At 41.1% G+C, this 26,978-nt stretch carries 28 protein-coding genes and 2 other annotated features; all 28 genes read left to right on the forward strand.

Translation table 11 applies throughout. The features are described from left to right. The first annotated feature begins 9 nt into the window (after positions 1–9). The gene (gene gltX / locus QNH20_RS00590) at positions 10–1,467 is read left to right on the forward strand and encodes a glutamate--tRNA ligase (protein ID WP_283921042.1); all 1,458 of its coding nucleotides are present in this window, start codon (positions 10–12) and stop codon (positions 1,465–1,467) included. A 145-nt stretch (positions 1,468–1,612) separates the two neighbouring features. Further along, positions 1,613–1,876, forward strand: a binding site (T-box leader). 49 nt (positions 1,877–1,925) lie between these two features. Next, the gene (gene cysE, locus QNH20_RS00595; RefSeq protein WP_283921043.1) at positions 1,926–2,594 is read left to right on the forward strand and encodes a serine O-acetyltransferase; all 669 of its coding nucleotides are present in this window, start codon (positions 1,926–1,928) and stop codon (positions 2,592–2,594) included. After that, a complete protein-coding gene (cysS, locus tag QNH20_RS00600) occupies positions 2,575–3,972 on the forward strand; it encodes a cysteine--tRNA ligase (protein WP_283921044.1) in 1,398 nt (465 codons plus the stop codon). Before cysE ends, cysS begins: the two co-directional genes overlap by 20 nt. Before the next feature lie 3 nt (positions 3,973–3,975). Next, positions 3,976–4,401: a Mini-ribonuclease 3 gene (locus QNH20_RS00605; protein ID WP_283921045.1), complete on the forward strand. Its 426-nt coding sequence runs from the start codon at positions 3,976–3,978 to the stop codon at positions 4,399–4,401. Further along, positions 4,398–5,141 (forward strand): 23S rRNA (guanosine(2251)-2'-O)-methyltransferase RlmB, encoded by a 744-nt coding sequence (gene rlmB, locus QNH20_RS00610; RefSeq protein WP_283921046.1) that lies wholly within the window; start codon positions 4,398–4,400, stop codon positions 5,139–5,141. Before QNH20_RS00605 ends, rlmB begins: the two co-directional genes overlap by 4 nt. Positions 5,142–5,144: 3 nt before the next feature. After that, complete coding sequence (locus tag QNH20_RS00615) at positions 5,145–5,654, forward strand: NYN domain-containing protein (RefSeq protein ID WP_283921047.1); 510 nt, start codon at positions 5,145–5,147, stop codon at positions 5,652–5,654. 70 nt (positions 5,655–5,724) lie between these two features. Next, positions 5,725–6,375 carry an RNA polymerase sporulation sigma factor SigH gene (gene sigH, locus QNH20_RS00620; protein ID WP_283921048.1) on the forward strand — a complete coding sequence of 217 codons (651 nt, stop codon included), beginning with the start codon at positions 5,725–5,727 and terminating at the stop codon, positions 6,373–6,375. A gap of 160 nt (positions 6,376–6,535) precedes the next feature. Further along, positions 6,536–6,682: a 50S ribosomal protein L33 gene (gene rpmG, locus QNH20_RS00625; RefSeq protein ID WP_283921049.1), complete on the forward strand. Its 147-nt coding sequence runs from the start codon at positions 6,536–6,538 to the stop codon at positions 6,680–6,682. A gap of 50 nt (positions 6,683–6,732) precedes the next feature. Then, positions 6,733–6,915 carry a preprotein translocase subunit SecE gene (gene secE / locus QNH20_RS00630; RefSeq protein ID WP_283921050.1) on the forward strand — a complete coding sequence of 61 codons (183 nt, stop codon included), beginning with the start codon at positions 6,733–6,735 and terminating at the stop codon, positions 6,913–6,915. 251 nt (positions 6,916–7,166) lie between these two features. Further along, positions 7,167–7,700: a transcription termination/antitermination protein NusG gene (gene nusG, locus QNH20_RS00635; RefSeq protein ID WP_283921051.1), complete on the forward strand. Its 534-nt coding sequence runs from the start codon at positions 7,167–7,169 to the stop codon at positions 7,698–7,700. A 118-nt stretch (positions 7,701–7,818) separates the two neighbouring features. Further along, on the forward strand, positions 7,819–7,944 hold the full coding sequence (locus tag QNH20_RS00640) for a hypothetical protein (RefSeq protein WP_283921052.1): 126 nt from the start codon (positions 7,819–7,821) through the stop codon (positions 7,942–7,944). A 213-nt stretch (positions 7,945–8,157) separates the two neighbouring features. After that, positions 8,158–8,583 carry a 50S ribosomal protein L11 gene (gene rplK, locus QNH20_RS00645; RefSeq protein WP_141561102.1) on the forward strand — a complete coding sequence of 142 codons (426 nt, stop codon included), beginning with the start codon at positions 8,158–8,160 and terminating at the stop codon, positions 8,581–8,583. 111 nt (positions 8,584–8,694) lie between these two features. Beyond that, entirely contained in the window at positions 8,695–9,393 is a 699-nt protein-coding gene (rplA, locus tag QNH20_RS00650) for a 50S ribosomal protein L1 (protein ID WP_283921053.1), read from the forward strand. Positions 9,394–9,449: 56 nt separating this feature from the next. Continuing rightward, positions 9,450–9,593, forward strand: a sequence feature (ribosomal protein L10 leader region). 33 nt (positions 9,594–9,626) lie between these two features. Continuing rightward, the gene (gene rplJ, locus QNH20_RS00655; protein WP_283921054.1) at positions 9,627–10,127 is read left to right on the forward strand and encodes a 50S ribosomal protein L10; all 501 of its coding nucleotides are present in this window, start codon (positions 9,627–9,629) and stop codon (positions 10,125–10,127) included. Positions 10,128–10,181: 54 nt separating this feature from the next. Then, entirely contained in the window at positions 10,182–10,544 is a 363-nt protein-coding gene (gene rplL / locus QNH20_RS00660) for a 50S ribosomal protein L7/L12 (RefSeq protein ID WP_283921055.1), read from the forward strand. Between the two features lie 110 nt (positions 10,545–10,654). Then, a complete protein-coding gene (locus tag QNH20_RS00665) occupies positions 10,655–11,254 on the forward strand; it encodes a class I SAM-dependent methyltransferase (protein ID WP_283921056.1) in 600 nt (199 codons plus the stop codon). Between the two features lie 302 nt (positions 11,255–11,556). Further along, positions 11,557–15,117 (forward strand): DNA-directed RNA polymerase subunit beta, encoded by a 3,561-nt coding sequence (rpoB, locus tag QNH20_RS00670; RefSeq protein ID WP_283921057.1) that lies wholly within the window; start codon positions 11,557–11,559, stop codon positions 15,115–15,117. Positions 15,118–15,216: 99 nt separating this feature from the next. Next, complete coding sequence (gene rpoC, locus QNH20_RS00675) at positions 15,217–18,816, forward strand: DNA-directed RNA polymerase subunit beta' (protein ID WP_283921058.1); 3,600 nt, start codon at positions 15,217–15,219, stop codon at positions 18,814–18,816. 167 nt (positions 18,817–18,983) lie between these two features. Then, a complete protein-coding gene (locus QNH20_RS00680; protein ID WP_283921059.1) occupies positions 18,984–19,232 on the forward strand; it encodes a 50S ribosomal protein L7ae-like protein in 249 nt (82 codons plus the stop codon). Positions 19,233–19,336: 104 nt separating this feature from the next. Then, a complete protein-coding gene (rpsL, locus tag QNH20_RS00685; RefSeq protein WP_191275966.1) occupies positions 19,337–19,759 on the forward strand; it encodes a 30S ribosomal protein S12 in 423 nt (140 codons plus the stop codon). A 39-nt stretch (positions 19,760–19,798) separates the two neighbouring features. Further along, positions 19,799–20,269 (forward strand): 30S ribosomal protein S7, encoded by a 471-nt coding sequence (rpsG, locus tag QNH20_RS00690; protein ID WP_283921060.1) that lies wholly within the window; start codon positions 19,799–19,801, stop codon positions 20,267–20,269. Between the two features lie 50 nt (positions 20,270–20,319). After that, the gene (fusA, locus tag QNH20_RS00695; RefSeq protein WP_283921061.1) at positions 20,320–22,401 is read left to right on the forward strand and encodes an elongation factor G; all 2,082 of its coding nucleotides are present in this window, start codon (positions 20,320–20,322) and stop codon (positions 22,399–22,401) included. A 129-nt stretch (positions 22,402–22,530) separates the two neighbouring features. Next, entirely contained in the window at positions 22,531–23,718 is a 1,188-nt protein-coding gene (tuf, locus tag QNH20_RS00700) for an elongation factor Tu (protein WP_283921062.1), read from the forward strand. Between the two features lie 474 nt (positions 23,719–24,192). Next, positions 24,193–24,501 (forward strand): 30S ribosomal protein S10, encoded by a 309-nt coding sequence (gene rpsJ / locus QNH20_RS00705; RefSeq protein WP_007085291.1) that lies wholly within the window; start codon positions 24,193–24,195, stop codon positions 24,499–24,501. 39 nt (positions 24,502–24,540) lie between these two features. Beyond that, positions 24,541–25,167 carry a 50S ribosomal protein L3 gene (rplC, locus tag QNH20_RS00710; protein WP_283921063.1) on the forward strand — a complete coding sequence of 209 codons (627 nt, stop codon included), beginning with the start codon at positions 24,541–24,543 and terminating at the stop codon, positions 25,165–25,167. A 29-nt stretch (positions 25,168–25,196) separates the two neighbouring features. Next, a complete protein-coding gene (rplD, locus tag QNH20_RS00715) occupies positions 25,197–25,820 on the forward strand; it encodes a 50S ribosomal protein L4 (RefSeq protein ID WP_283921064.1) in 624 nt (207 codons plus the stop codon). Then, complete coding sequence (rplW, locus tag QNH20_RS00720) at positions 25,820–26,104, forward strand: 50S ribosomal protein L23 (protein ID WP_283921065.1); 285 nt, start codon at positions 25,820–25,822, stop codon at positions 26,102–26,104. The genes rplD and rplW overlap by 1 nt, the downstream gene beginning before the upstream one ends. A gap of 29 nt (positions 26,105–26,133) precedes the next feature. Continuing rightward, the gene (gene rplB, locus QNH20_RS00725) at positions 26,134–26,964 is read left to right on the forward strand and encodes a 50S ribosomal protein L2 (protein ID WP_283921066.1); all 831 of its coding nucleotides are present in this window, start codon (positions 26,134–26,136) and stop codon (positions 26,962–26,964) included. The last annotated feature ends 14 nt before the right edge of the window (positions 26,965–26,978 follow it).

Genomic DNA, 26,978 nt, shown 5'->3' on the forward strand with positions numbered 1-26,978 from the left:
GGCAGTATAATGTCAAACGAAGTTCGTGTAAGGTATGCTCCAAGTCCAACGGGACATTTACATATCGGAAATGCCCGTACTGCGTTATTCAATTATTTATTTGCGCGCAGCCAAGGCGGGAAATTTATTATCCGGATTGAAGATACGGATAAAAAGCGGAATATTGCCGGCGGTGAGGAAAGCCAGTTAAAATATTTAGAATGGCTTGGCATGGATTGGGATGAAGGCGTTGATGTCGGCGGAGAATACGGTCCGTACCGTCAATCAGAGAGAAATCATATCTATGAAACTTACTACAATCAATTATTAGAGAATGGCCATGCATATAAATGCTACTGTACAGAAGCTGAGCTTGAAGCAGAGCGGGAAGCGCAAACGGAACGAGGCGAAACGCCGCACTATTCAGGTAAATGCCGTCATTTAACGGAAGAAGAACGCAGCCAATTTGAACAAGAAGGCCGGAAACCAAGCATTCGTATTGCCGTGCCGGAAGGAACTACGTATACGTTTGATGATATGGTAAAAGGCACTGTTTCGTTTGAATCGGAAGGAATGGGTGATTGGGTCATTATCAAAAAGGATGGCACGCCTACCTATAATTTTGCGGTAACTATTGATGACCATTTAATGGAGATTTCACATGTGCTGCGCGGCGATGACCATATTTCCAACACGCCAAAGCAGCTGATGGTCTATGAAGCATTAGGCTGGGAGCCGCCCCTCTTCGGTCATATGACGCTGATTGTTAACGAAAGCCGCAAGAAATTAAGTAAACGTGATGAATCAATTATTCAGTTCATTGAGCAGTATGAGGAATTGGGTTATCTTCCGGAAGCGTTATTTAACTTTATTACACTACTTGGCTGGTCGCCTGCAGGTGAAGAAGAACTGTACTCCAGAAATGAGTTTATTGAAATTTTTGATGCAAACCGTCTATCAAAATCACCAGCATTATTTGATAAGCAAAAGCTTACATGGATGAACAACCAATATATGAAAAAGATTGAGGTTGACCGCGTGCTTGAGCTTGCGCTGCCACACTTAATTAAGGCAGGCCGCTTAAGTGCAAATCTAACCGATGAAGAGCATCATTGGGCCCACAGCCTAGCAGCACTTTTACAGGAAAAAATGAGCTTTGGTGCGGAAATCGTGGAATTATCAGACATGTTCTTTAAAGATGAAGCAGAATATGAAGAGGATGCGAAGGATATTCTCTCCGGGGAACAGGTTCCGGAAGTATTAAAAGCATTTTCTCATGAGCTTGACCAGCTTGATAGCTTCCAAGCGGATGGCATAAAGGCTGCAATGAAGGCGGTACAAAAGTCCACTGGCCAAAAAGGGAAAAATCTGTTTATGCCGATTCGTGCAGCAGTAACAGGACAAACACATGGGCCAGACCTGCCACAATCGATTGAACTTCTAGGTAAACAAAAGGTTCAAAAAAGAATTCATAAAATTATTGGTTAACATTAAAGCGAAAATGTAATATAGTAACATTAAAGAATTCCAATTAAGAAAAGTGGAAGCGACCATTAAGCGAAGTATCCAAGCCGATGATCGCTGGAGCTGGACAATTATCTAAGTCCAGTGTTATTCATTCTAATATTATATTGAAAAAGTGTAGAAGAGGAAAAGTAGAAAAAAGATGCTTGAAAGAGAGAACCATCACCGGCTGAAAGTGGTTTAAGCCTCTCATTTTTCGAAATGCACCTCTGAGCCCCATTTCGAAAAGAGTCAACTTCGAGTAGATATGGGCGGAGCTATCCGTTAACAAGCTAGAGTGAGACTTTTTTAGCTCAGGGCACGTATTCTTTACGAAGCGCCCGTGAAGCTAGCCGGTCTAATCAGAGTGGAACCACGCATAAGCGTCTCTGTCGATATGACAGGGGCGTTTTTATTTTCATAAAAACAGGGGGGGAATGGCGATGTTCAAAAATTTGAAGGAGGATGTTGAGGTTGTTTTTGAACAGGATCCAGCTGCGAGAAGCTATCTAGAAGTCATCTTAACATATTCAGGTTTACATGCCATTTGGGCGCATCGACTTGCACACGCACTCTTTAACCGTAAATTATTTTTCTTTGCACGGATCATTTCTCAAGTTAGCCGATTTTTTACGGGAATTGAAATCCATCCGGGGGCAAAAATAGGCAGGAAATTTTTTATTGACCACGGTATGGGTGTGGTAATAGGGGAAACATGTGAAATTGGGGATAATGTAACTATATATCAAGGAGTTACCCTCGGCGGAACGGGTAAAGAAAAAGGGAAACGGCATCCGACGATTAAAGATAATGTCCTTATTGCCACTGGTGCAAAGGTGCTGGGATCGATTACTATCGGTGAAAATTCCAAAATCGGCGGCGGCTCTGTTGTCTTAAAAGAGGTTCCCCCTAACTCAACAGTGGTGGGGATTCCAGGCAGGGTTGTGATCCAGGATGGAAAACGAATAAATAAAGACTTAAATCATTGTGACCTGCCGGATCCAATTGCCGACCGCTTAAAAGAAATGCAAGTTGAACTACATCAGCTGAAGCAAGAACTGGATGAATTAAAAGAAGAAAGGATAAAAGTCAATGGCCATTCAAATTTATAATACACTAACAAGAAAAAAGGAAGCTTTCATACCGCTTGAAGAAGGAAAAGTAAAAATGTATGTTTGCGGTCCAACAGTCTATAATTATATCCATATTGGTAATTCCCGTCCGCCAATTGTTTTTGATACTGTCAGGCGCTATTTTGAATACCGCGGCTATGATGTCGAGTACGTTTCGAACTTTACCGATGTCGACGACAAATTAATTCGGGTAGCCAATCAGTTGGGCACGGACGTTCCGACAATTGCCGACCGCTTTATCAATGCCTACTTTGAGGATGTTTCTGCATTGGGCTGCAAGAAGGCTGATATTCATCCGCGCGTAATGGAAAACATGGATATCATTATCGATTTTATCAGCCAATTAATTGAAAAAGGCTATGCATATGAATCAGAAGGCGATGTTTACTTCCGTACACGCAGCTTCGATGAATACGGAAAGCTTTCCCACCAATCCATCGATGACTTGCAGGTGGGAGCAAGGATTGAAGTCGGTGATAAGAAACAGGATGATTTGGACTTTGCTTTATGGAAGGCGGCCAAGGAAGGAGAAATCTTCTGGGAAAGCCCTTGGGGACCCGGCCGTCCAGGCTGGCATATTGAATGCTCGGCAATGGCGAAAAAGTATCTTGGTGAAATGATTGATATCCATGCCGGCGGACAGGATTTAACCTTCCCGCACCATGAGAACGAGATTGCTCAGTCCGAAGCACTTTCTGGGAAAACATTCGCACGTTATTGGATGCATAACGGCTATATTAATATTGATAATGAAAAAATGTCTAAATCACTAGGTAATTTTGTGTTAGTGCATGACATTATAAAAAAGCATAATCCACAAGTGTTACGATTCTTTATGCTGTCCGTTCATTACCGTAATCCAATCAATTACAGTGAAGAATTATTGGAGAGCACAAAGGCGGCGTTTGAACGTCTGACCACATCTTATCAAAATTTAAAACATCGAAAAGAAGCAAGTACAGATTTAACCATCAACAATCAAGAGTGGCTTGATAAAATATCTGCCTTACAAGACCAATTTATTCAGGCAATGGATGATGATTTTAATACAGCATTAGCCATTTCTGTTTTATTTGAGCTTTCCAAGCTGTCTAATTATTATCTTTTAGAAAAAAATACAGCTGTGGAAGTCATTGATGCCTTTACTAACCAATTCGAAGAGTTGTTCCGTGTTATAGGGTTAACGCTTGAAAGTGAAGAAATGCTTGACGAAGAGATTGATGCGTTGATTGAAAAGCGGAACCAGGCACGGAAGGATCGAAATTTCCAATTATCTGACCAAATTCGAGATCAGCTAAAGGAAATGAATATTATTTTAGAAGACACCGCGCAAGGTACAAGGTGGAAAAGAGGCTAATTCATGCTTGATTATGAGAACAACATCAATGCCAAACAATTGAATAGTCTTGCCCTTGCTTACATGGGTGATGCGGTCTTTGAGACGTATGTAAGACGGCACCTTCTCTATAACGGCAAGGTAAGACCGCATCAATTACACCGTTTAGCGACAAAATACGTCTCAGCGAAGGCGCAGTGCCAAATTCTTTTTCAACTAATGGACGATCACCTTTTAAGTGAAGAAGAATTAGCTGTTGTCATGCGTGGCAGAAATGCAAAATCAGGAACGGTTCCAAAAAATACAGATGTCCAGACGTATCGTTACAGCACCGCGTTTGAAGCGTTAATGGGATATTTGTTTTTAGAAGGCCAAACGGAGCGCTTGGAAGAGCTAGTAGCGAAGGCGTTTTTAAACGTTGATGAAAAGAAAGGAGGAACGTTACTGTGAACCAGGAATTCATAGTTGGGAAAAATCCCGTGATTGAAGCGCTTAAATCGGAGAGGGATATTAATAAAATCTTAATTGCGGAAGGGTCACAGCGAGGCCAAATGCAGCAAATCACCCAATTGGCCAAAGAAGCACATGTTATTGTTCAATTTGTCCCAAAGAAAAAAATAGATCAAATTACTGATCAAAATCACCAAGGGGTACTTGCCTATGTAGCAGCCTATCAATATGCAGATATGGAAGATCTATTTGCCGCAGCCGAAAAGAAAAACGAGTCACCCTTCTTTTTGTTGTTGGATGAAATCGAGGATCCGCATAACCTTGGGTCGATTATGAGGACAGCAGATGCTGCCGGGGCACATGGCATTATAATTCCAAAGCGAAGGGCTGTTGGCTTAACGGCAACAGTTGCTAAGGCCTCAACAGGTGCGATTGAATATATCCCGGTTGTCCGTGTAACAAATATGGCGCGGACAATTGATGAATTAAAGGAACGGGGAGTTTGGATTGCCGGAACAGATGCTAAAGGAAAGGAAGATTATCGCCAATTGGATGGTACGCTTCCACTTGGCTTAGTGATCGGCAGCGAGGGAAAAGGAATGGGACGGTTAATTCGTGATAAATGTGATTTCCTTATTCAATTGCCGATGGTCGGAAAAGTGACCTCGTTAAATGCTTCTGTCGCTGCATCCCTACTCATGTATGAGGTTTATCGTAAACGGCACCCGCTTGAGAGGTAGCATATGGATATCTTGATTGTCGACGGATACAACATTATCGGAGCCTGGCCGGAGCTAAGGGCATTGAAGGATCGAGATTTACCTGCTGCAAGGGATCGGCTAGTGGAAAGAATGGCAGAATACCAAGCCTTTTCCGGTTACCATGTCATTGTTGTATTTGATGCTTATTATGTGCAAGGAACGGAGAAAAAATATAAAAACCATAAAGTAGAAGTCATCTTTACGAAAGAAAATGAAACAGCAGATGAGCGGATTGAAAAAATGGCAATCAGTCTAAGTAATCGAAAAACACAAATCCATGTTGCCACCTCTGATTACACTGAGCAATGGGCAATTTTTGGACAAGGAGCTTTACGTAAATCCGCTCGGGAGCTGCTGATTGAAATGTCATTGATAGAAAAAGGTATCGAAAAGAAAGTAAAGAAGATTCAAGAGAAGAAACCAGTAACCAAAATACCGATTAGTGATGAAATGGCAGAAATTTTTGAAAAATGGCGCAGAGGCCAGAAATGAGCCTCGACTTCAAAATATTTCTAATGTATACTAAAAAGTATCTATGCATGTTCGGTGGAGGGGATCTACTTTGAGTACGGACTTCGGAACTAAAATCAACGAACATTTTTTCGTAATGGAAGATGAAGAAATTGTCGATTTGGTGCACCAAGGTGAAAGTGAAGCATTGGATTATTTAATCCATAAGTATCGTAATTTTGTACGTGCAAAAGCAAGATCCTATTTTTTAATTGGAGCAGATAAAGAGGATATCGTTCAGGAGGGCATGATTGGCCTTTATAAGGCGATTCGTGACTTTCGTGAGGACAAGCTTACTTCCTTTAAAGCATTTGCCGAGCTATGCATAACCCGCCAAATTATCACGGCAATTAAGACTGCAACACGGCAAAAGCATATTCCGCTAAATTCCTATGTATCTTTGGACAAGCCTATTTATGACGAAGAATCCGATCGAACATTGATGGATGTTTTGTCCGGCGCTAAAGTATTGGATCCGGAGGAGTTAATAATTAATCAAGAGGAGTTTGACCATATTGAGGTCAAAATGACTGAATTATTGAGCGATTTGGAAAGAAAAGTATTGGCTCTCTATTTAGATGGTCAATCCTATCAAGAGATATCTGCGGAGCTTAATCGTCATGTTAAATCCATTGATAACGCTTTGCAGCGAGTGAAGAGAAAGCTTGAGCGCTACTTAGAAATACGAGAATTTTCACTGTGATTTCGGAAAAAGATTTATGCCCTAATCATGAGTCCGTTCTCAATGGTTATTGACATTAATTAGGGGTCGTGTTACATTTTGATGGAAAAAGAAAAGCGGACTCGCCCGTTTAGTGGCGGATACTTTAATTTTATAAGAACAATGGTAGAAGGTGTCGAATATGAGCAAAAAAGTCATACTTGCTTGTGTTGATTGCGGCTCGCGGAATTATTCGACAGTCAGCAAGCAGGAGCAAACAGAACGATTAGAATTAAAGAAATTCTGTAAAACTTGCGCAACCCATACCATCCACCGGGAAACAAAATAACGATTAATGATATGAGCATTGCTACTTAAGATAGTTGGGGGTTACGAAATATGAAGCGTATAACGAAGTTCTTCAGTGATATTGTCCGTGAAATGAGGAAAGTTAGCTGGCCAAAACGCGGTGAACTAATTCGATCTACCGTTACTGTTTTATCAACTGTTGTTTTTTTTGGAGTGTTCTTTGCTGTTCTGGATTTAGGAATTTCAAAATTGATTCGTTTAATTCTTGAATAATAAGCCAGCATTCATGGTATAATGGTAGTCAATAAAGGAAATTTTAGCTAAAAGCCCGTTTTGACGGGTTTTTTAATTTGTTTTGCAAAAGCGGAAGCTTCCTTTGCGCCGCTGGGTGCTACTCGAAAAAGCTAACGCTTTTCCTTCGTGTGAGGTATCGCTTCCGAAGCTTATTCTTATGGAGCTAGACGGTTATAAAAGTTTAATAAACAAACAGTGTATAGGGAGGGACGGACATATAGTCCTCTTAAATGGAAAAGAATTGGTATGTAGTTCATACTTACTCAGGTTATGAAAATAAAGTAAAGGCAAATTTAGAAAAACGGGTGGAATCAATGGGTATGGCGGATAAAATCTTCCGTGTCGTTGTTCCTGAAGAAGAAGAAACAGAAATCAAAAATGGTAAGAAAAAGATCGTAAAACGAAAAGTTTTCCCTGGCTATGTATTAGTTGAACTTGTAATGACAGATGATTCATGGTATGTCGTGCGGAATACACCTGGTGTAACTGGATTCGTTGGCTCTGCTGGATCAGGTTCAAAGCCGACTCCGTTATTGCCGGAAGAGGTAGTTGTGTTACTGAAGCGCATGGGCGTAGAGGAAAAACGAGTCGATGTAGACTATGAAATTGGTGAGACAGTCCGCGTAAAAGAAGGCCCATTTGCGAATTTCACTGGGTCTGTTGAAGAGATGGACAAGGACAAATCAAAGCTTAAAGTTTTAGTCAATATGTTTGGCCGAGATACCCCGGTGGAACTAGAGTTTACACAAATTGAAAAACTTTAAATAGAAAAGCGGAAGCGCCCGGTTAGCGACGTATGGCCAGGGGCCCACTCCGACTGAGATAAAGGAAACACGAAAAGCGATGGCGATTCGATGTTGACTTATCGTAGGGAGGAGTGGGATGGCCACTAGTCGCTGGGCGCAGGAGCTGGACAATTCTCAAAGTACAAAAAATTTTAATCTTAAAAAGAAAAAGCGGAAGCGCCCGGTTAGCGACGTATTGCCACTAGGCGATGGAGCTAGATAATTATCAAAGTTCAAATAAAAATAATCTTATATTGTAAAAAAACTTGAAATCATTTTTAAAAAATGTTAATATTTCATAGGTCAGTATGTCTCCAATGTGAGACAAGACTATTGTTAAGTTCTTTATGATTTTAATATAAAGACAGATGCCTGAGTGGGAGGGTTCCTAAGTGATCCCAATTACCACATCACGGACTTTAAGGAGGTGTGTCTCGTGGCTAAAAAAGTAATTAAAGTCGTTAAATTACAAATTCCTGCTGGTAAAGCAAACCCAGCGCCGCCAGTTGGTCCTGCACTAGGTCAAGCCGGTGTTAATATCATGGGATTCTGTAAAGAATTTAACGCTCGTACAGCAGATCAAGCTGGATTAATCATTCCTGTTGAAATCACGGTATTTGAAGACCGTTCATTTACATTTATTACGAAAACTCCTCCTGCTGCCGTTCTTTTAAAAGTAGCAGCTGGAATTCAGTCGGGTTCAGGTGAACCTAACCGTAATAAAGTAGCAACAGTAAAGCGTGATAAAGTACGCGAGATTGCGGAACAAAAAATGCCTGACCTTAACGCAGCTAGCGTTGAAGCAGCAATGCGCATGGTTGAAGGTACTGCACGCAGCATGGGTATCGTTATCGAAGACTAATCCGTGTAAAGTTTATTGTTGTAATGAAGGGGTTGCGTAGCTGATTGTTCACTCGCAACCTTTTTCGTGGGAGAGTAATTCGCTAAAACCACAATCTAGGAGGAAATAAAAATGGCTAAAAAAGGTAAAAAGTATTTAGAAGCTGTAAAGCTTGTAGATCGCTTAAAAGCATACCCAATTGCAGAAGCAATTGAGCTTGCAAAGAAAACAAATTACACAAAATTTGATGCGACTCTTGAAGTAGCTTTCCGTTTAGGTGTTGACCCTAAGAAAGCTGACCAACAAATCCGTGGTGCGGTTGTACTTCCAAACGGAACTGGTAAAACTCAACGCGTTTTAGTATTCGCGAAGGGTGAGAAAGTGAAAGAAGCAGAAGCAGCTGGCGCTGATTATGTAGGTGACTCAGAATACATCAACAAAATTCAACAAGGTTGGTTTGAATTTGATGTAATCGTAGCAACTCCTGACATGATGGGTGAAGTTGGTAAACTTGGTCGTGTATTAGGACCTAAAGGCTTAATGCCGAACCCTAAAACTGGTACTGTTACTTTTGACGTAACAAAAGCTATTAATGAAATTAAAGCAGGTAAAGTTGAATACCGCGTTGATAAAGCTGGAAATATCCATGTACCAATCGGTAAAGCATCTTTCGAAAACGAAAAGCTTGTTGAAAACTTTACAACTGTTTTTGAAACTATGTTGAAAGTAAAGCCATCTGCAGCAAAAGGTACTTACATGAAGAACGTTACTGTTGCTTCAACAATGGGACCTGGTGTTAAGGTAGATCCTTCATCTGTTGCAGTTAAGTAATTTTTACCAATTGACAAACGAACATAGTTTTTTATATAATATGTTTTGTTGTTTGAAATAAAAAAACATTTGTACTGTAGACAGCAGGTGCCGTAAGGCATAATTTCCTGCCGAGGTGTAGCGAATAGATTCAGCTGATCCGTTTCAGTTGTTGAATGCCGCCTCCATGTCTCTTGATATGGAGGCTTTTACATGCCGGGTATAAATGTAGATAATCTACAGGAGGTGTAAAGATGAGCAGTGCAATCGAAGTAAAAAAACACATCGTTGAAGAAATTACTGATAAATTAAAGAATAGCGTATCAACTGTTGTTGTTGATTACCGTGGTCTTTCAGTTTCTGAAGTGACTGAACTACGTAAACAACTTCGCGAAGCTGGCGTTGAGTTCAAGGTTTACAAAAACACGATGACTCGCCGTGCAGCTGAAGCAGCTGAACTTGCTGGCTTAAATGAAGCATTAACTGGTCCTAACGCAATCGCGTTCAGTACTGAAGATGTAGTCGCACCAGCTAAAATCTTAAATGACTTTGCGAAAAAACATGAGGCACTTGAACTTAAAGCAGGTGTAATCGAAGGTAATGTCGCAACAGCAGAAGAGATCAAAGCTCTTGCAGACCTACCATCACGCGAAGGCTTGCTTTCTATGCTACTCAGCGTACTACAAGCTCCAATTCGCAATCTTGCTCTTGCTGCAAAAGCAGTGGCAGATCAAAAAGAAGAACAAGGCGCGTAAGTTAATCTGAAGCGTAACCAATAAATGTAATGAAAACTAAGGAGGAAATTAATCATGACTAAAGAACAAATCATTGAAGCAGTTAAAAGTATGACTGTTTTAGAACTAAACGATCTTGTAAAAGCAATCGAAGAAGAATTCGGCGTAACTGCTGCTGCTCCTGTAGCAATGGTAGGCGGAGCTGGTGCTGCTGCTGTTGAAGAAAAAACTGAATTTGATGTAATCCTAGCTGGCGCTGGAGACCAAAAAATCAAGGTTATCAAAGTTGTTCGTGAAATCACTGGTCTTGGACTTAAAGAAGCAAAAGACCTTGTTGACAACACTCCAAAACCACTTAAAGAAGGCGTTTCTAAAGAAGAAGCTGAAGCAATCAAAGCTAAGCTTGATGAAGTTGGAGCTAACGTTGAAGTTAAGTAATTTTTCTATAAAAAAGCTCGCTGTTTAAGCGGGCTTTTTTTGGCTTATCTATAAGGCGTGCATAATGTCCTCGAATATCTTCAATTATCTACTCTCCGGAGGTGAGTCTAATGTCCGAACACTACTATACTCGAACCCAAAAGGTTGAAAGTGATCCGAAATATTGGGATTACACATTAAGAAATTATCCTTTTCGCTTTAAAACCGATAACGGTGTTTTTTCAAAAAGAGAAGTAGATTTTGGCTCACGTTTACTAATTGAGTCTTTTGAGATGCCAGCGGCGGAAGGGCTTGTGCTAGATGTTGGCTGCGGCTATGGCCCGATTGGTTTAACAATTGCTAAAGACAACCGCGGTCGTACGGTTCACATGGTTGATGTTAATGAACGAGCGATCCAGTTAGCGAAGGAAAATGCCTCTCTAAACCGGATTGAGAATGTTGACATCTATGAAAGTGACCGGTTGTTATCTGTTAAAGGAAATAACTTCGCTGCCGTTTTAACAAATCCACCGATTAGGGCGGGTAAAAAGACGGTTCATGATATTTTTGAACAAAGCTTCGAACATCTTGTTCCAAATGGTGAGCTTTGGGTAGTGATTCAAAAGAAACAAGGAGCACCATCTGCATTAGAAAAATTAATGGCACTATTTTCCGATGTTGAGACTATTAACAAATCAAAAGGCTATTTTATCTTTAAGGCGATTAAGTGAAACTACTAAAAAAAGTCTTGCTGCCCGTTAAAGCGGGATAAAATAGTTGACTCGAATATGTCATTGTGGTAGCATTATAAAATGCCATCATAATAATTTCCGAATTATTCCTTAAAATACTTGTTTTTTTAGTATAAAAACGGAATTAGAGGGAAATGATGACAAAATAATAGTCGAAATGTGAAAATGTGGTTTTTGAGTAAAAAACCCTTTTTCTTTTTGTCTAATAGGGTGGACCATAGGTTCTCCTGATAGACGTAAATAGATTTATTAAATAACGCTTGATTTGAGGGGTGAATCAGTTGACAGGTCAACTAGTTCAGTATGGACGACACCGCCAACGAAGAAGTTACGCACGAATCAGTGAAGTTTTAGAATTACCAAATCTTATTGAAATCCAAACCTCTTCATATCAATGGTTTCTTGATGAGGGATTGCGTGAAATGTTTCAGGATATTTCACCGATTGAAGACTTTACTGGTAACCTATCACTAGAATTTATTGATTACAGCCTTGGCGATCCAAAGTATTCTGTTGAAGAATCAAAAGAACGGGACGTTACATATTCTGCTCCATTGCGTGTGAAAGTACGTCTTGTAAACAAAGAAACAGGCGAAGTAAAAGATCAAGATGTGTTCATGGGTGATTTTCCACTTATGACGGAAACAGGTACGTTTGTCATCAATGGGGCAGAACGCGTAATTGTTTCACAGTTAGTTCGTTCACCGAGCGTTTACTTTAGCGGAAAACTTGATAAAAATGGCAAGAAGGGCTTTACAGCGACTGTAATTCCGAACCGCGGCGCTTGGCTTGAATATGAAACAGATGCCAAAGATGTCGTATATGTGAGAATAGATCGTACTCGGAAACTGCCCGTTACGGTTCTTTTGCGTGCACTTGGCTTCGGCTCTGATCAAGAAATCATTGATTTGATCGGGGATAACGAGTATATCCGTAATACGCTTGAAAAGGATAACACGGAAGGTGTCGACAAAGCGCTTTTAGAAATATATGAGCGTCTTCGTCCGGGTGAACCGCCAACCGTTGATAACGCAAAGAGCTTATTAGTGTCACGTTTCTTTGATCCAAAGCGCTATGATTTAGCCAATGTAGGCCGCTATAAGATCAATAAAAAGCTTCATATTAAAAACCGCCTATTTAATCAACGCTTAGCGGAGTCGCTTGCCGATCCAGAAACAGGTGAAATTATTGCTGAAAAAGGAACAATCCTTGATAGGAGAAACCTTGACAGAATTTTACCGGCTCTTGAAAAGAATATTAATTTCAAAAGCTTTAACCCTGTTGGTGGCGTAGTTGAGGAAGAAGTAATCCTTCAAGGCATTAAAATCTATGCTCCTGGCGATGAAAATGAAAAAGTTATTAATGTTTTAGGTAATGCTTATGTGGCAGAACCAATTAAAAATATTACTTCGTCAGATATAATTGCATCAATTAGCTACTTCTTTAATTTACTACATGGAGTAGGCGATACAGATGATATCGACCATCTAGGTAACAGACGTCTTCGTTCTGTAGGTGAACTGCTGCAGAATCAATTCCGTATCGGGTTATCCCGGATGGAGCGTGTTGTTCGTGAAAGAATGTCGATTCAAGATACAGCAACGATTACACCGCAGCAATTAATTAATATTCGTCCGGTTATTGCTTCGATCAAAGAGTTCTTTGGAAGCTCACAATTATCACAGTTCATGGATCAAACCAATCCACTTGCAGAATTAACTCATAAGCGTCGTCTTTCTGCACTCGGACCTGGCGGTTTGACACGTGAACGTGCCGGTATGGAAGTGCGTGACGTTCACTACTCCCACTATGGCCGTATGTGTCCGATTGAAACACCGGAAGGACCAAACATTGGTCTGATTAACTCACTATCATCGTACGCAAAGGTAAACCGATTCGGCTTTATTGAAACACCATACCGCCGTGTTGATCCGGATACTGGAAAAGTAACAAGCCGTATTGATTACTTAACAGCTGACGAGGAAGATAACTATGTGGTAGCGCAGGCGAATTCCCGTTTAGGAGATGATGGTGCCTTCCTTGATGATGAAGTCGTTGCTCGTTTCCGTGGTGAAAACACGGTAGTAAAACGTGAACGAATTGATTACATGGACGTATCGCCGAAGCAGGTTGTTTCTGCAGCGACAGCATGTATTCCATTCCTTGAAAATGATGACTCGAACCGTGCTTTGATGGGTGCAAACATGCAGCGTCAGGCAGTACCTCTAATGCAGCCTGAAGCGCCAAGAGTTGGTACAGGTATGGAATACGTATCTGGTAAAGACTCCGGTGCAGCGGTTATTTGTAAGCAAGATGGTATTGTCGAGCACGTAGAAGCTCGTGAAGTTTGGGTTCGTCAAACAAAAGAAGTAGATGGACAAGAGGTAAAAGGCGATCTTAAAAAATATCGACTTTTAAAATTTATCCGCTCTAACCAAGGTACTTGCTATAACCAACGTCCAATCGTTGCTGTCGGCAATCGTGTAAAAAAAGGTGAAATTCTTGCTGATGGTCCATCAATGGAGTTAGGTGAATTAGCTCTTGGACGGAATGTTCTTGTTGCCTTTATGACATGGGATGGCTATAACTATGAAGATGCCATCATTATGAGTGAACGTCTAGTTAAAGACGATGTTTATACATCGATTCATATCGAGGAATATGAGTCTGAATCTCGTGATACCAAACTAGGGCCAGAAGAAATAACTCGTGATATTCCAAACGTTGGGGAAGATGCCCTTCGTAATTTGGATGAGCGCGGTATTATCCGTACTGGTGCTGAAGTAAAAGACGGAGATCTCCTCGTTGGTAAAGTAACGCCTAAGGGTGTGACAGAGTTAACGGCTGAAGAACGTCTCTTACATGCTATTTTTGGTGAAAAAGCTCGTGAAGTTCGTGATACTTCACTTAGAGTTCCGCATGGCGGCGGTGGTATTGTTCATGATGTCAAAGTCTTTAATCGTGAAGATGGCGACGAACTTCCACCAGGTGTAAACCAGCTTGTTCGTGTATATATCGTTCAAAAGCGTAAAATCCATCAAGGGGATAAGATGGCAGGACGTCACGGTAATAAAGGGGTTATCTCTCGGATTTTACCTGAAGAAGATATGCCATATTTACCAGATGGTACACCTGTTGATATCATGTTAAATCCTCTAGGGGTTCCATCGCGGATGAATATCGGTCAGGTGTTAGAGCTTCATCTTGGGATGGCAGCCCGCTACCTTGGTATTCACGTGGCATCTCCGGTATTTGACGGGGCCACTGAGGAAGATGTTTGGGGCACGATTGAAGAAGCCGGTATGGCTCGTGATGCGAAAACTGTCCTTTATGATGGCCGTTCCGGTGAGCCGTTTGATAACCGTGTCTCTGTTGGTGTCATGTATATGATTAAACTTGCACACATGGTTGATGATAAGCTCCATGCTCGTTCAACCGGACCTTACTCGCTTGTTACGCAGCAGCCACTTGGCGGTAAAGCCCAATTTGGCGGACAGCGTTTTGGTGAGATGGAGGTTTGGGCACTTGAGGCATACGGTGCCGCATACACGCTACAAGAAATTCTTACAGTTAAATCGGATGACGTTGTTGGTCGTGTAAAAACATATGAAGCCATCGTTAAAGGTGAAAATGTTCCTGAGCCAGGTGTTCCTGAGTCATTCAAAGTGTTAATTAAAGAACTTCAAAGTCTTGGTATGGATGTAAAAATTCTTTCCGGTGATGAAGAAGAAATTGAAATGCGCGATATGGAAGATGAAGACGACTTACAGCAAGTCGACACATTAAACGTTGTCCCTGAAGTACAAAACATTGAATCAGAAAAAGTGGGTTCAAAAGAATAAGTAATCAATCTTTATGCTTTAGCGCACGTTAGTTCGTGCGCTTGGAGCTTTTCAACGCACTAAGGGTAAAACCTGGAGATAAAAAGGGAGGTAGGCCCCTTGCTGGACGTTAATAATTTTGAGTATATGAAAATTGGTCTTGCTTCACCGGATAAAATCCGTTCATGGTCATTCGGAGAAGTGAAAAAGCCAGAAACCATTAACTATCGTACTTTAAAGCCTGAAAAGGATGGCTTATTCTGTGAACGAATTTTCGGTCCAACAAAGGATTGGGAATGTCATTGCGGAAAATACAAGCGTGTCCGTTACAAAGGTGTTGTCTGTGACCGATGCGGCGTTGAAGTAACACGTGCAAAGGTTCGTCGTGAACGAATGGGTCATATTGAGCTTGCGGCACCTGTTTCACACATTTGGTACTTTAAGGGAATCCCTAGCCGAATGGGATTAGTTTTAGATATGTCCCCTCGTGCTTTGGAGGAAGTCATTTACTTTGCTTCATATGTAGTGACGGAATCAGGTGATACTGCCCTTGATAAGAAGCAGCTTTTATCTGAAAAAGAATATCGTGCTTACCGTGAAAAGTACGGAAACAAATTCCAAGCTTCCATGGGTGCAGAAGCCATTAAAAAGCTTCTTTCCGATATTGATTTAAATAAAGAAGTTGACATCTTAAAAGAAGAATTAAAAACAGCACAAGGCCAACGACGCACTCGTGCGATTAAGCGCCTTGAAGTGTTAGAAGCATTCCGCGGTTCAGGAAATGAGCCATCTTGGATGATTCTAGACGTGCTCCCAGTTATTCCTCCTGAACTACGTCCAATGGTTCAATTGGATGGGGGAAGATTTGCAACATCTGATTTAAACGATCTTTATCGCCGTGTAATCAACCGTAATAACCGCTTAAAGCGTTTATTAGATCTTGGTGCACCAAGTATTATCGTTCAAAACGAAAAACGGATGCTTCAAGAAGCGGTAGATGCTTTAATCGATAACGGCCGCCGCGGCCGTCCAGTTACTGGACCTGGTAACCGTCCGTTAAAATCACTTTCCCATATGTTAAAAGGAAAACAAGGTCGTTTCCGTCAAAACTTGCTTGGTAAACGTGTTGACTATTCTGGTCGTTCCGTTATCGTTGTAGGTCCTAACTTAAAAATGTATCAGTGTGGCCTTCCGAAAGAAATGGCTTTGGAACTATTCAAGCCGTTTGTGATGAAGGAGCTTGTTGAAAAAGGGTTAGCTCACAATATTAAATCTGCTAAGCGAAAAATTGAACGCGTATCTCCAGATGTTTGGGACGTACTTGAAGATGTAATCAGAGAGCATCCGGTTTTATTAAACCGTGCCCCTACATTGCATAGATTAGGAATTCAGGCATTTGAACCAACACTTGTCGAAGGCCGGGCAATTCGCCTCCATCCACTTGTATGTACAGCATACAATGCGGACTTTGACGGTGACCAAATGGCTGTTCACGTACCGCTTTCATCTGAAGCACAAGCGGAAGCTCGTCTTTTAATGCTTGCAGCACAAAATATCTTGAACCCTAAAGATGGTAAGCCAGTTGTTACTCCATCTCAGGACATGGTATTAGGAAACTATTACTTGACACTAGAGCGTGAAGGTACAATCGGTGAAGGGATGATTTTTAAAGATACAAGTGAAGCCATCCTTGCTTACCAAAACGGGTATGTTCACTACCATACACGTGTTGCTGTTCATGCAGGATCCTTAGGAAATGAAACGTTTACAGAAGAACAAAACAATAAGTTATTAATTACAACTGTTGGTAAACTTATATTTAATGAGATTCTTCCTAAATCATTCCCATATATCAATGAACCAACTAGAAATAATTTAGAAGTCGAAACACCTGCAAAGTATTTTGTTGAAAAAGGTGAAGACGTTAAAGCAAGAATTAAAGAAATGCCAATAATTGATCCGTTCAAAAAGAAAATCCTTGGAAATATCATTGCAGAAGTATTCAAACGTTTCAAAATTACCGAAACGTCTAAAATGCTTGACCGCATGAAGGACTTAGGATTTAAGCATTCCACTAAGGCTGGTATTACTGTTGGTGTGGCTGACATCGTCGTACTAGGGGAAAAGCAGCAAATTCTCCATGATGCCCAAGGTAAAGTAGATAACGTAATGAAGCAATTCAGACGCGGTTTGATTACTGAAGATGAGCGTTATGATCGTGTTATTGCCATCTGGAGCGCGGCTAAAGACACCATTCAAGGGAAATTGATGAAATCCTTGAACAAAACGAATCCAATCTTTATGATGAGTGATTCCGGTGCCCGGGGTAACGCCTCTAACTTTACGCAGCTTGCGGGTATGCGCGGCTTGATGGCCAACCCGGCTGGACGTATCATCGAATTACCGATCAAATCAAGTTTCCGTGAAGGATTAACAGTATTAGAGTACTTTATTTCCACTCATGGTGCTCGTAAAGGTCTTGCTGATACAGCCCTTAAAACGGCTGACTCTGGTTATTTAACACGCCGTCTTGTTGACGTTGCCCAAGATGTCATTATCCGTGAAGATGATTGTGGCACAGACCGTGGTTTCTCCATCCGTGCTTTAAAAGATGGTACAGAGATCATCGAAGGATTGGACGAACGCCTAATCGGCCGTTATACCCGAAATGCCATCAAGCATCCTGAAACAAATGAAGTACTTGTTCCTGAAAATGGCTTAATTACAGAGGATTTAGCAGAAATTATCGTTGGAGCAGGCATTGAAGAAGTTAAAATCCGCTCTGCGTTTACATGTAATACCCGTCATGGCGTATGTAAGAAATGTTATGGCCGTAACTTGGCAACTGGTCAAGAGGTTGAAGTGGGTGAAGCAGTTGGTATTATCGCCGCACAATCAATCGGTGAGCCAGGAACACAGTTAACCATGCGTACGTTCCATACAGGCGGTGTTGCGGGAGACGATATTACCCAAGGTTTACCGCGTATCCAAGAGATTTTTGAAGCACGTAATCCTAAAGGTCAAGCCGTTATTTCTGAAATAGAAGGTGTCGTTGTAGGAATTAATGAAGGCCGCGACCGCCAGCATGAAATCGTAGTGCAAGGCGAGGTTGAATCTCGTACCTACAATGCTCCATATACAGCTCGCTTGAAAGTGGCACTCAATGACCATATTGAACGTGGTCAGGAGTTAACGGAAGGTTCGATTGATCCGAAGGAGTTAATTAAAGTAAAAGACGTTACATCTGTTCAAGAGTACCTATTGCGTGAAGTACAAAAAGTTTACCGCATGCAAGGGGTTGAAATTGGCGATAAGCACGTCGAGGTAATGGTTCGTCAAATGATGCGTAAAATTCGTGTCAGCGATGCAGGTGAAACGGATGTACTTCCAGGTACACTTCTTGATATTCATCAGTTTACTGATGCGAATGAAAAAGCATTACTTGAAGGTAAATTGCCTGCAACAGGACGTCCAGTCTTACTTGGTATTACAAAAGCTTCGCTTGAGACAGATTCATTCTTGTCTGCGGCATCATTCCAAGAAACCACAAGAGTTCTTACAGATGCAGCGATTAAAGGCAAACGTGATGAATTGCTCGGCTTAAAGGAAAATGTAATCATTGGTAAACTTGTTCCTGCTGGAACTGGTATGCAGCGCTACCGTAAAGCAGAGCCAGTATTACGCGATACAACTTCTGAAGAAACCGTTGCGATTGACTAATCTAATAATGTGCGGTACTTGCTAAAAGGCAAGTACCGCATTTTAAAGACAGAATTGTATTTACGTTTGTATAAAAAAGTAAAAAACACTTGTTGACATATAATTCTTAAGATGTTAATATATCAAAGGTGCTCCTATTTACCTGATACTTTGGAGGATATGATCATATGTCTTATGAAAAAGTATTACAGGCACAAAGGTTTGTTATAGGAACAAAACAAACAGTGAAAGCACTTAGAGAAGGAAATGTACAAGAGTTAATTGTGGCAAACGATGCTGAACCAAAGGTTACGGCAAAAATTGTTGATGAAGCACTCTTGTTAAATGTTCCGGTTCTATATGTGGAATCGATGAAAAAACTCGGCAAAGCATGTGGAATTGAAGTTGGTGCGGCAGCTGTTGCTATTATTCGTTAAAAACTGTTTTTGTAGATAGAGTAGTCTGCAAAAACTTTGTTTTTGCAAAAAAATGAACCACCTGGATGTGTGGGCTTACAAAAAATGAAGGGAGGAAACAAATCATGCCTACTATTAACCAACTAGTGCGCAAGCCACGTCAATCAGTGACAGAGAAGTCAAAATCTCCTGCGCTAAATAAAGGTTATAACAGCTTCAAAAAATCACAAACAAATGTATCTTCACCACAAAAACGCGGAGTATGTACTCGTGTTGGTACAATGACTCCAAAGAAACCGAACTCAGCGTTACGTAAATATGCTCGTGTACGTTTGACAAACGGTATTGAGGTGACAGCATACATTCCTGGTATTGGCCACAACCTTCAAGAGCACAGTGTTGTTCTTATTCGTGGAGGACGTGTAAAAGACTTACCGGGGGTACGTTATCACATCGTACGTGGAGCGCTAGATACTGCTGGTGTAAACAACCGTATGCAAGGACGCTCTAAATATGGTACTAAGAGACCAAAAGCAGCGAAAAAATAATCACATTAAATAGAAGCTTCTTTGAAAGGAGGAAAATACATGCCACGTAAAGGTCCTGTAGCAAAAAGAGACGTGTTACCAGATCCGTTATATAATTCAAAATTAGTTACTCGTCTAATCAACAAAATGATGATTGACGGTAAAAGAGGTAAATCACAAGAAATTCTTTACTCAGCATTTAATACTATTCGTGAACGTTCTGGCAAAGAGCCAATGGAAGTATTCGATGCAGCAATGAAAAACATCATGCCTGTACTAGAAGTTAGAGCACGCCGTGTCGGTGGTGCTAACTACCAAGTTCCAGTTGAGGTGCGTCCTGACCGTCGTACAACACTTGGTCTTCGCTGGTTAGTTAACTATTCACGTCTTCGCGGTGAAAAAACGATGGAAGAGCGCTTAGCTAACGAAATCATGGATGCAGCTAACAACACTGGTGCATCTGTTAAGAAGCGTGAAGATACACACAAAATGGCAGAAGCAAACAAAGCGTTTGCTCACTATCGTTGGTAATTTAACCTTCAATATAAAAACACTTTCATACTAGGAAGGAGAAAGACCCAATGGCAAGAGAGTTCTCCTTAGAAAACACTCGTAATATCGGCATCATGGCACACATCGATGCCGGTAAAACGACGACCACTGAGCGTGTCCTTTATTACACTGGTAAGATTCATAAAATCGGTGAAACACATGAAGGTGCTTCTCAGATGGACTGGATGGAGCAGGAACAAGAACGCGGAATTACAATCACTTCCGCAGCAACAACTGCATCATGGAAAGGCCACCGCGTAAACATCATCGACACACCAGGACACGTAGATTTCACAGTTGAAGTTGAACGTTCCCTTCGTGTACTAGATGGTGCGGTAGCTGTACTTGATGCACAATCAGGTGTTGAGCCGCAAACTGAAACAGTTTGGCGTCAAGCAACAACCTATGGAGTACCACGTGTTGTATTCGTAAACAAGATGGACAAAATTGGAGCTGACTTCTTATATTCTGTAGGAACAATCCATGACCGCTTGCAAGCGAATGCACATCCAATTCAGTTACCAATCGGTGCTGAAGATCAATTCTCAGCGATCATTGACCTTGTGGAAATGAATGCTGTATTCTACGGGAACGACTTAGGCACTGATATTGAAGTGCGTGAGATTCCTGAAGAACACCGTGAACTCGCTGAAGAATACCGTGAGAAATTAGTTGAAGCAGTAGCAGAATTAGACGAAGAATTAATGGAAAAATACCTTGGCGGTGAAGAAATCACTAAAGAAGAGCTAAAAGCAGCGATTCGTAAAGGTACTGTTAACGTTGAATTCTATCCTGTTATCTGTGGATCAGCTTTCAAAAACAAAGGTGTACAGTTAATGTTAGATGCTGTCATTGATTATCTTCCATCTCCACTTGATGTACCTGCTATCAAAGGTCATGCCGTGGATGCTGAAGATGAAGTGATTGAACGTCACTCAAGTGACGAGGAGCCATTCTCTGCTCTTGCGTTTAAAGTTATGACTGACCCTTATGTAGGAAAATTAACGTTCTTCCGCGTTTATTCTGGTACTTTAGAGTCTGGATCATATGTCCAAAACTCAACAAAAGGCAAGCGTGAACGTATCGGACGTATCCTACAAATGCACGCAAACAGCCGTCAAGAAATCTCTAAGGTTTTTGCTGGTGACATTGCTGCTGCTGTAGGTCTGAAAGATACAACTACTGGTGACACTCTATGTGATGACAAAAACCTTGTAATCTTAGAGTCAATGCAATTCCCTGAGCCAGTAATTGAACTTTCAGTTGAACCAAAATCAAAAGCAGACCAAGACAAAATGACGACTGCATTACAAAAACTTCAAGAAGAAGACCCAACATTCCGTGCGCATACTGACCAGGAAACTGGACAAGTAATTATCGCTGGTATGGGTGAGCTTCACCTTGATATCATTGTTGACCGTATGCGTCGTGAATTTAAGGTTGAAGCTAATGTAGGTGCTCCACAGGTTGCTTATCGTGAAACTTTCAAAGGTTCAGCACAAGTTGAAGGTAAGTTTGCACGTCAATCCGGTGGACGCGGACAATACGGACACGTTTGGATCGAGTTCGCTCCAAATGAAGCTGGTAAAGGCTTCGAATTCGAAAACGGTATTGTCGGTGGTGTAGTTCCTCGTGAATACATCCCTGCTGTTCAAGCTGGTCTAGAAGATGCCCTAGAACGCGGAGTTCTTGCTGGTTATCCATTAGTTGATATTAAAGCAAGATTGTTCGACGGATCTTACCATGATGTTGACTCCTCAGAAATGGCGTTTAAGATTGCCGCTTCCATGGCTCTTAAAAATGCTGCTTCTAAGTGTCAACCGGTTATCCTTGAACCTGTCATGAGAGTGGAAGTTGTAATCCCAGAAGATTATCTTGGTGATATCATGGGACAAATCACTGCACGCCGTGGCCGTGTTGAAGGTATGGACGCTCGTGGTAATGCTCAAGTGGTTCGTTCAATGGTTCCACTTTCAGAAATGTTTGGATATGCAACAGCACTTCGTTCTAGTACACAAGGTCGCGGAGTATTCTCTATGCACTTTGATCACTATGAAGAAGTACCGAAGTCAATTTCTGAAGAAATCATCAAAAAAAATAAAGGTGAATAATTGATTTTCACCACTCTTTAAAGTATAACTACTTATGTAAGTATAGAAACTGTGAAAAATGGACAACCATGATCGCAGTTTCTATAAGAATATACTTAAACTTTTATAATCCAAAGGAGGATTTTCCAAATGGCAAAAGCTAAATTCGACCGTTCAAAGCCACACGTTAACATTGGTACAATCGGACACGTTGACCATGGTAAAACTACTTTAACAGCAGCAATCACTTCTGTACTTGCAAAGCAAGGTAAAGCTGAAGCTCGCGGTTATGATCAAATCGATGGTGCGCCAGAAGAAAAAGAACGTGGTATCACAATCTCAACTGCACACGTTGAATATGAAACTGACAACCGTCACTATGCACACGTAGACTGCCCAGGACACGCTGACTATGTTAAAAACATGATCACTGGTGCTGCACAAATGGACGGTGGTATCCTTGTTGTTTCTGCAACTGATGGTCCAATGCCCCAAACTCGTGAGCACATCCTTCTTTCTCGTCAAGTAGGTGTTCCATACCTTGTTGTATTCATGAACAAATGTGACATGGTGGATGACGAAGAACTTCTTGAATTAGTAGAAATGGAAATCCGTGATCTATTAACAGAATACGACTTCCCTGGTGATGACACTCCAGTTATCAAAGGTTCTGCACTTAAAGCATTAGAAGGCGAAGCATCTTGGGAAGAAAAAATCAACGAGCTTATGGCTGCTGTTGACGAATGGATCCCAACTCCAGAACGTGATACTGACAAACCTTTCATGATGCCTGTTGAGGACGTATTCTCAATCACTGGCCGTGGAACAGTTGCTACAGGACGTGTTGAGCGTGGTGTTGTTAAAGTTGGTGACGTAGTTGAAATCGTTGGTTTCACTGAAGAGCCAAAATCTACTACTGTAACAGGTGTAGAAATGTTCCGTAAGCTTCTTGACTATGCTGAAGCAGGTGACAATATTGGTGCCCTTCTTCGTGGTGTAGCTCGTGAAGATATCGAGCGTGGTCAAGTATTGGCTAAACCAAAGTCAATCACTCCACACACAAAGTTTAAAGCACAAGTTTACGTTTTATCTAAAGAAGAAGGTGGACGTCATACTCCATTCTTCACAAACTACCGTCCACAATTCTATTTCCGTACTTCTGATATCACTGGTATTTGTAACTTACCAGAAGGTACTGAAATGGTTATGCCTGGTGACCACATCGAAATGACTGTTGAGCTAATCGCTCCTGTTGCGATCGAAGAAGGAACTAAGTTCTCAATTCGTGAAGGCGGACGTACAGTTGGATCAGGTTCTATTACAACAATCCAAGAATAATATTTAAATAAAAAAGGCAGGTGGGTGACGATCCACTTGCTTTTTTTTGTTTGTTAAAGGGATTGAAACGAGTTTCTTCTATACTATATATGTCGATAAAAGAGCAAGAGTTTAGGATATTACTGGTTAATTTCTATTTGTGTTGAAAATAGGCAAAACAGCCGCTATAATAGGAAAAGTGTGAATGACAAAAACATAAAGGAAACTCGCCGATTGGCAAGGCCGAAAGGGCGGTTCATAAGGCGTAGTTGCTCTAATGCCTGATTTGAAAGTGTACTTTCGGATCGGCTAAAAGAAAAACGAGATAGGTATTGCGTTTAGTTTATGTTTTATGTATAATAGACAATGTTGGTCTTTGACTGCGATGATGTGAAAGGTTGCTGACACACCCGGCCGCTTTGCCATGGCGAGTGTGTGGGAAATTTTCACTGAGAATGTCTATTTTAAAAATAGGCGAATAAAGGAGGGAAAATAATGGCAAAACAAAAAATTCGTATCCGTTTAAAAGCGTATGATCACAGAATCCTTGATCAATCTGCAGAAAAAATTGTTGAAACAGCTAAACGTTCAGGTGCGGCAGTGTCTGGTCCGATCCCGCTTCCAACTGAAAAATCTGTTTACACTATTCTTCGTGCGGTTCATAAGTACAAAGATTCCCGTGAACAATTCGAAATGCGGACACATAAGCGTCTAATCGACATCGTTAACCCAACTCCACAAACAGTAGATGCGTTAATGCGTTTAGATTTACCATCTGGTGTTGATATCGAAATTAAACTTTAATCAAAATAAACAAACAAAATAACAGGAGGTGTGACTTACATGACCAAAGGAATCTTAGGAAGAAAGATTGGTATGACTCAAGTATTTGCAGAAAACGGCAATTTAATCCCTGTAACAGTAGTTGAGGTAGCTCCAAACGTTGTTCTTCAAAAGAAATCAGTTGATAGTGACGGATACGTTGCAGTTCAAGTTGGTTTTGAAGATAAACGTGAAAAGTTATCTAACAAACCTGAAAAGGGTCACGTTGCGAAAGCAAATACTGCTCCTAAGCGCTTCATTCGCGAATTCCGCGGGGACGACTTAGCAGCATATGAAGTTGGTCAAGAAGTCAAAGTAGATATTTTCGCTGCAGGCGATATCGTAGATGTAACAGGAATCTCAAAGGGTAAAGGTTTCCAAGGCTCAATTAAACGCCACGGACAATCACGCGGCCCAATGGCTCACGGTTCACGTTATCATCGTCGCCCTGGTTCAATGGGACCTGTTGCTCCAAACCGTGTTTTCAAAGGTAAATTATTACCAGGCCGCATGGGTGGAGATCAAGTGACTGTTCAAAACCTTGAAATCGTAAAGGTTGACACAGAACGCAACTTACTTTTAATCAAAGGTAACGTACCAGGCGCTAAAAAAGCTTTACTAAAAATTAAAGGTGCGGTTAAAGCATAATTACCTTTTAAGAAAGGAGGAACAAAGGAATGCCTAAAGTAGCATTATTAAACCAAAACGGTTCACAAGTTGGTGATATCGAACTTAATGAAGCAGTTTTTGGTATTGAGCCTAACCAGCACGTATTATTTGAAGCGATTATTATGCAAAGAGCTTCTTTACGTCAAGGAACTCATAAAACAAAAATTCGTTCTGAAGTACGCGGCGGTGGTCGTAAGCCATGGCGTCAAAAAGGAACTGGCCGTGCACGTCAAGGGTCAATTCGTTCTCCACAATGGCGCGGAGGTGGTACAGTTTTCGGTCCAACACCACGCAGCTACAGCTATAAATTACCGAAAAAAGTTCGTCGCTTAGCGATTAAATCAGCACTTTCTTCTAAAGTGTTAGAAGAAAATATCTTGGTACTTGAAAGTTTAGCTTTCGATGCACCAAAAACAAAAGAATTCAAATCAGTATTAGGAGGCCTTTCTGTAGAGAAAAAGGCACTTATCGTTACTGCTGACCTTGATGAAAACGTAGCATTATCTGCACGTAACATTCCTGGTGTAACAGTTGTAACAGCTGATGGAATCAACGTATTGGACGTTGTAAATCATGATAAATTAATCATGACTAAAGCAGCGGTTGAAAAAGTAGAGGAGGTGCTTGCATAATGGATGCACGCGATATCATTAAGCGCCCCGTTATCACTGAGCGTTCTACTGACCTAATGGCTGAAAAGAAATATACGTTCGAAGTTGATGTTAGAGCTAACAAAACACAAGTCAAAGATGCTGTTCAAGAAATCTTCGGCGTTGATGTTGAAAAAGTTAACATCATGAACTATAAAGGTAAATTCAAACGTATGGGTAAATTCGGCGGTTACACAAACAAACGTCGTAAAGCAATTGTAAAATTAACTGCTGACAGCAAAGAAATCGAATTCTTTGAAGCATAAGAACCTATCAAGAAGAGGAGGGAAATAAAATGGCGATTAAAAAGTACAAACCTACCTCCAATGGTCGTCGCGGAATGACTACTTCTGATTTCGCAGAAATCACAACTAGCACTCCAGAAAAATCTCTTTTAGCCCCGCTAACGAGAAAAGGCGGCCGTAATAACCAAGGTAAGTTAACTGTTCGTCATCAAGGTGGCGGCCATAAGCGTCAATATCGTTTAATTGATTTTAAACGTAATAAAGATGGCATTCCAGGACGCGTTGCTACTATCGAGTACGATCCAAATCGTTCTGCAAATATTGCATTAATTAATTATGTTGATGGAGAAAAGCGTTATATCCTAGCTCCTAAAAACCTACAAGTAGGTATGGAAGTAATGTCAGGCCCTGAGGCTGATATTAAAGTAGGTAACGCACTACCATTAGCAAACATCCCTGTTGGTACAGTTGTACACAACATTGAATTAAAACCAGGTAAAGGTGGTCAGCTAGTTCGTTCTGCTGGTACATCTGCACAAGTACTTGGTAAAGAAGGTAAATACGTATTAGTACGTTTAACTTCTGGTGAAGTTCGTATGATTCTTGCTGAGTGCCGCGCATCTATCGGTCAAGTAGGTAACGAACAACACGAACTTATTAACATTGGTAAAGCAGGTCGTTCTCGTTGGTTAGGCAAACGCCCAACTGTTCGTGGATCTGTTATGAACCCTAACGATCACCCACACGGTGGTGGTGAAGGACGTTCACCAATCGGACGTAAATCACCTATGTCTCCATGGGGTAAACCAACTCTTGGATTCAAGACTCGTAAGAAGAAAAACAAATCAGATAAGTTTATCGTACGTCGTCGTAAAAAATAACGGGATTGAACTAC

It is taken from the genome of Neobacillus sp. WH10 (assembly GCF_030123405.1).
Classification (GTDB): domain Bacteria; phylum Bacillota; class Bacilli; order Bacillales; family Cytobacillaceae; genus Neobacillus.

Bases quoted from the DNA above. Each gene is read 5' to 3' on its own strand.
- rpmG (WP_283921049.1), top strand. From the start codon at position 6,536: ATGAGCAAAAAAGTCATACTTGCTTGTGTTGATTGCGGCTCGCGGAAT.
- QNH20_RS00665 (WP_283921056.1), top strand. From the start codon at position 10,655: ATGTCCGAACACTACTATACTCGAACCCAAAAGGTTGAAAGTGATCCG.
- rpsJ (WP_007085291.1), top strand. From the start codon at position 24,193: ATGGCAAAACAAAAAATTCGTATCCGTTTAAAAGCGTATGATCACAGA.
- fusA (WP_283921061.1), top strand. From the start codon at position 20,320: ATGGCAAGAGAGTTCTCCTTAGAAAACACTCGTAATATCGGCATCATG.
- rplD (WP_283921064.1), top strand. From the start codon at position 25,197: ATGCCTAAAGTAGCATTATTAAACCAAAACGGTTCACAAGTTGGTGAT.
- QNH20_RS00640 (WP_283921052.1), top strand. From the start codon at position 7,819: ATGGCCACTAGTCGCTGGGCGCAGGAGCTGGACAATTCTCAAAGTACA.
- QNH20_RS00605 (WP_283921045.1), top strand. From the start codon at position 3,976: ATGCTTGATTATGAGAACAACATCAATGCCAAACAATTGAATAGTCTT.
- rplL (WP_283921055.1), top strand. From the start codon at position 10,182: ATGACTAAAGAACAAATCATTGAAGCAGTTAAAAGTATGACTGTTTTA.
- tuf (WP_283921062.1), top strand. From the start codon at position 22,531: ATGGCAAAAGCTAAATTCGACCGTTCAAAGCCACACGTTAACATTGGT.
- QNH20_RS00615 (WP_283921047.1), top strand. From the start codon at position 5,145: ATGGATATCTTGATTGTCGACGGATACAACATTATCGGAGCCTGGCCG.
- cysE (WP_283921043.1), top strand. From the start codon at position 1,926: ATGTTCAAAAATTTGAAGGAGGATGTTGAGGTTGTTTTTGAACAGGAT.
- rpsL (WP_191275966.1), top strand. From the start codon at position 19,337: ATGCCTACTATTAACCAACTAGTGCGCAAGCCACGTCAATCAGTGACA.
- nusG (WP_283921051.1), top strand. From the start codon at position 7,167: ATGGAAAAGAATTGGTATGTAGTTCATACTTACTCAGGTTATGAAAAT.
- QNH20_RS00680 (WP_283921059.1), top strand. From the start codon at position 18,984: ATGTCTTATGAAAAAGTATTACAGGCACAAAGGTTTGTTATAGGAACA.
- rplJ (WP_283921054.1), top strand. From the start codon at position 9,627: ATGAGCAGTGCAATCGAAGTAAAAAAACACATCGTTGAAGAAATTACT.
- rplB (WP_283921066.1), top strand. From the start codon at position 26,134: ATGGCGATTAAAAAGTACAAACCTACCTCCAATGGTCGTCGCGGAATG.
- cysS (WP_283921044.1), top strand. From the start codon at position 2,575: ATGGCCATTCAAATTTATAATACACTAACAAGAAAAAAGGAAGCTTTC.
- gltX (WP_283921042.1), top strand. From the start codon at position 10: ATGTCAAACGAAGTTCGTGTAAGGTATGCTCCAAGTCCAACGGGACAT.
- secE (WP_283921050.1), top strand. From the start codon at position 6,733: ATGAAGCGTATAACGAAGTTCTTCAGTGATATTGTCCGTGAAATGAGG.
- rplC (WP_283921063.1), top strand. From the start codon at position 24,541: ATGACCAAAGGAATCTTAGGAAGAAAGATTGGTATGACTCAAGTATTT.
- rplA (WP_283921053.1), top strand. From the start codon at position 8,695: ATGGCTAAAAAAGGTAAAAAGTATTTAGAAGCTGTAAAGCTTGTAGAT.
- rplW (WP_283921065.1), top strand. From the start codon at position 25,820: ATGGATGCACGCGATATCATTAAGCGCCCCGTTATCACTGAGCGTTCT.
- rpsG (WP_283921060.1), top strand. From the start codon at position 19,799: ATGCCACGTAAAGGTCCTGTAGCAAAAAGAGACGTGTTACCAGATCCG.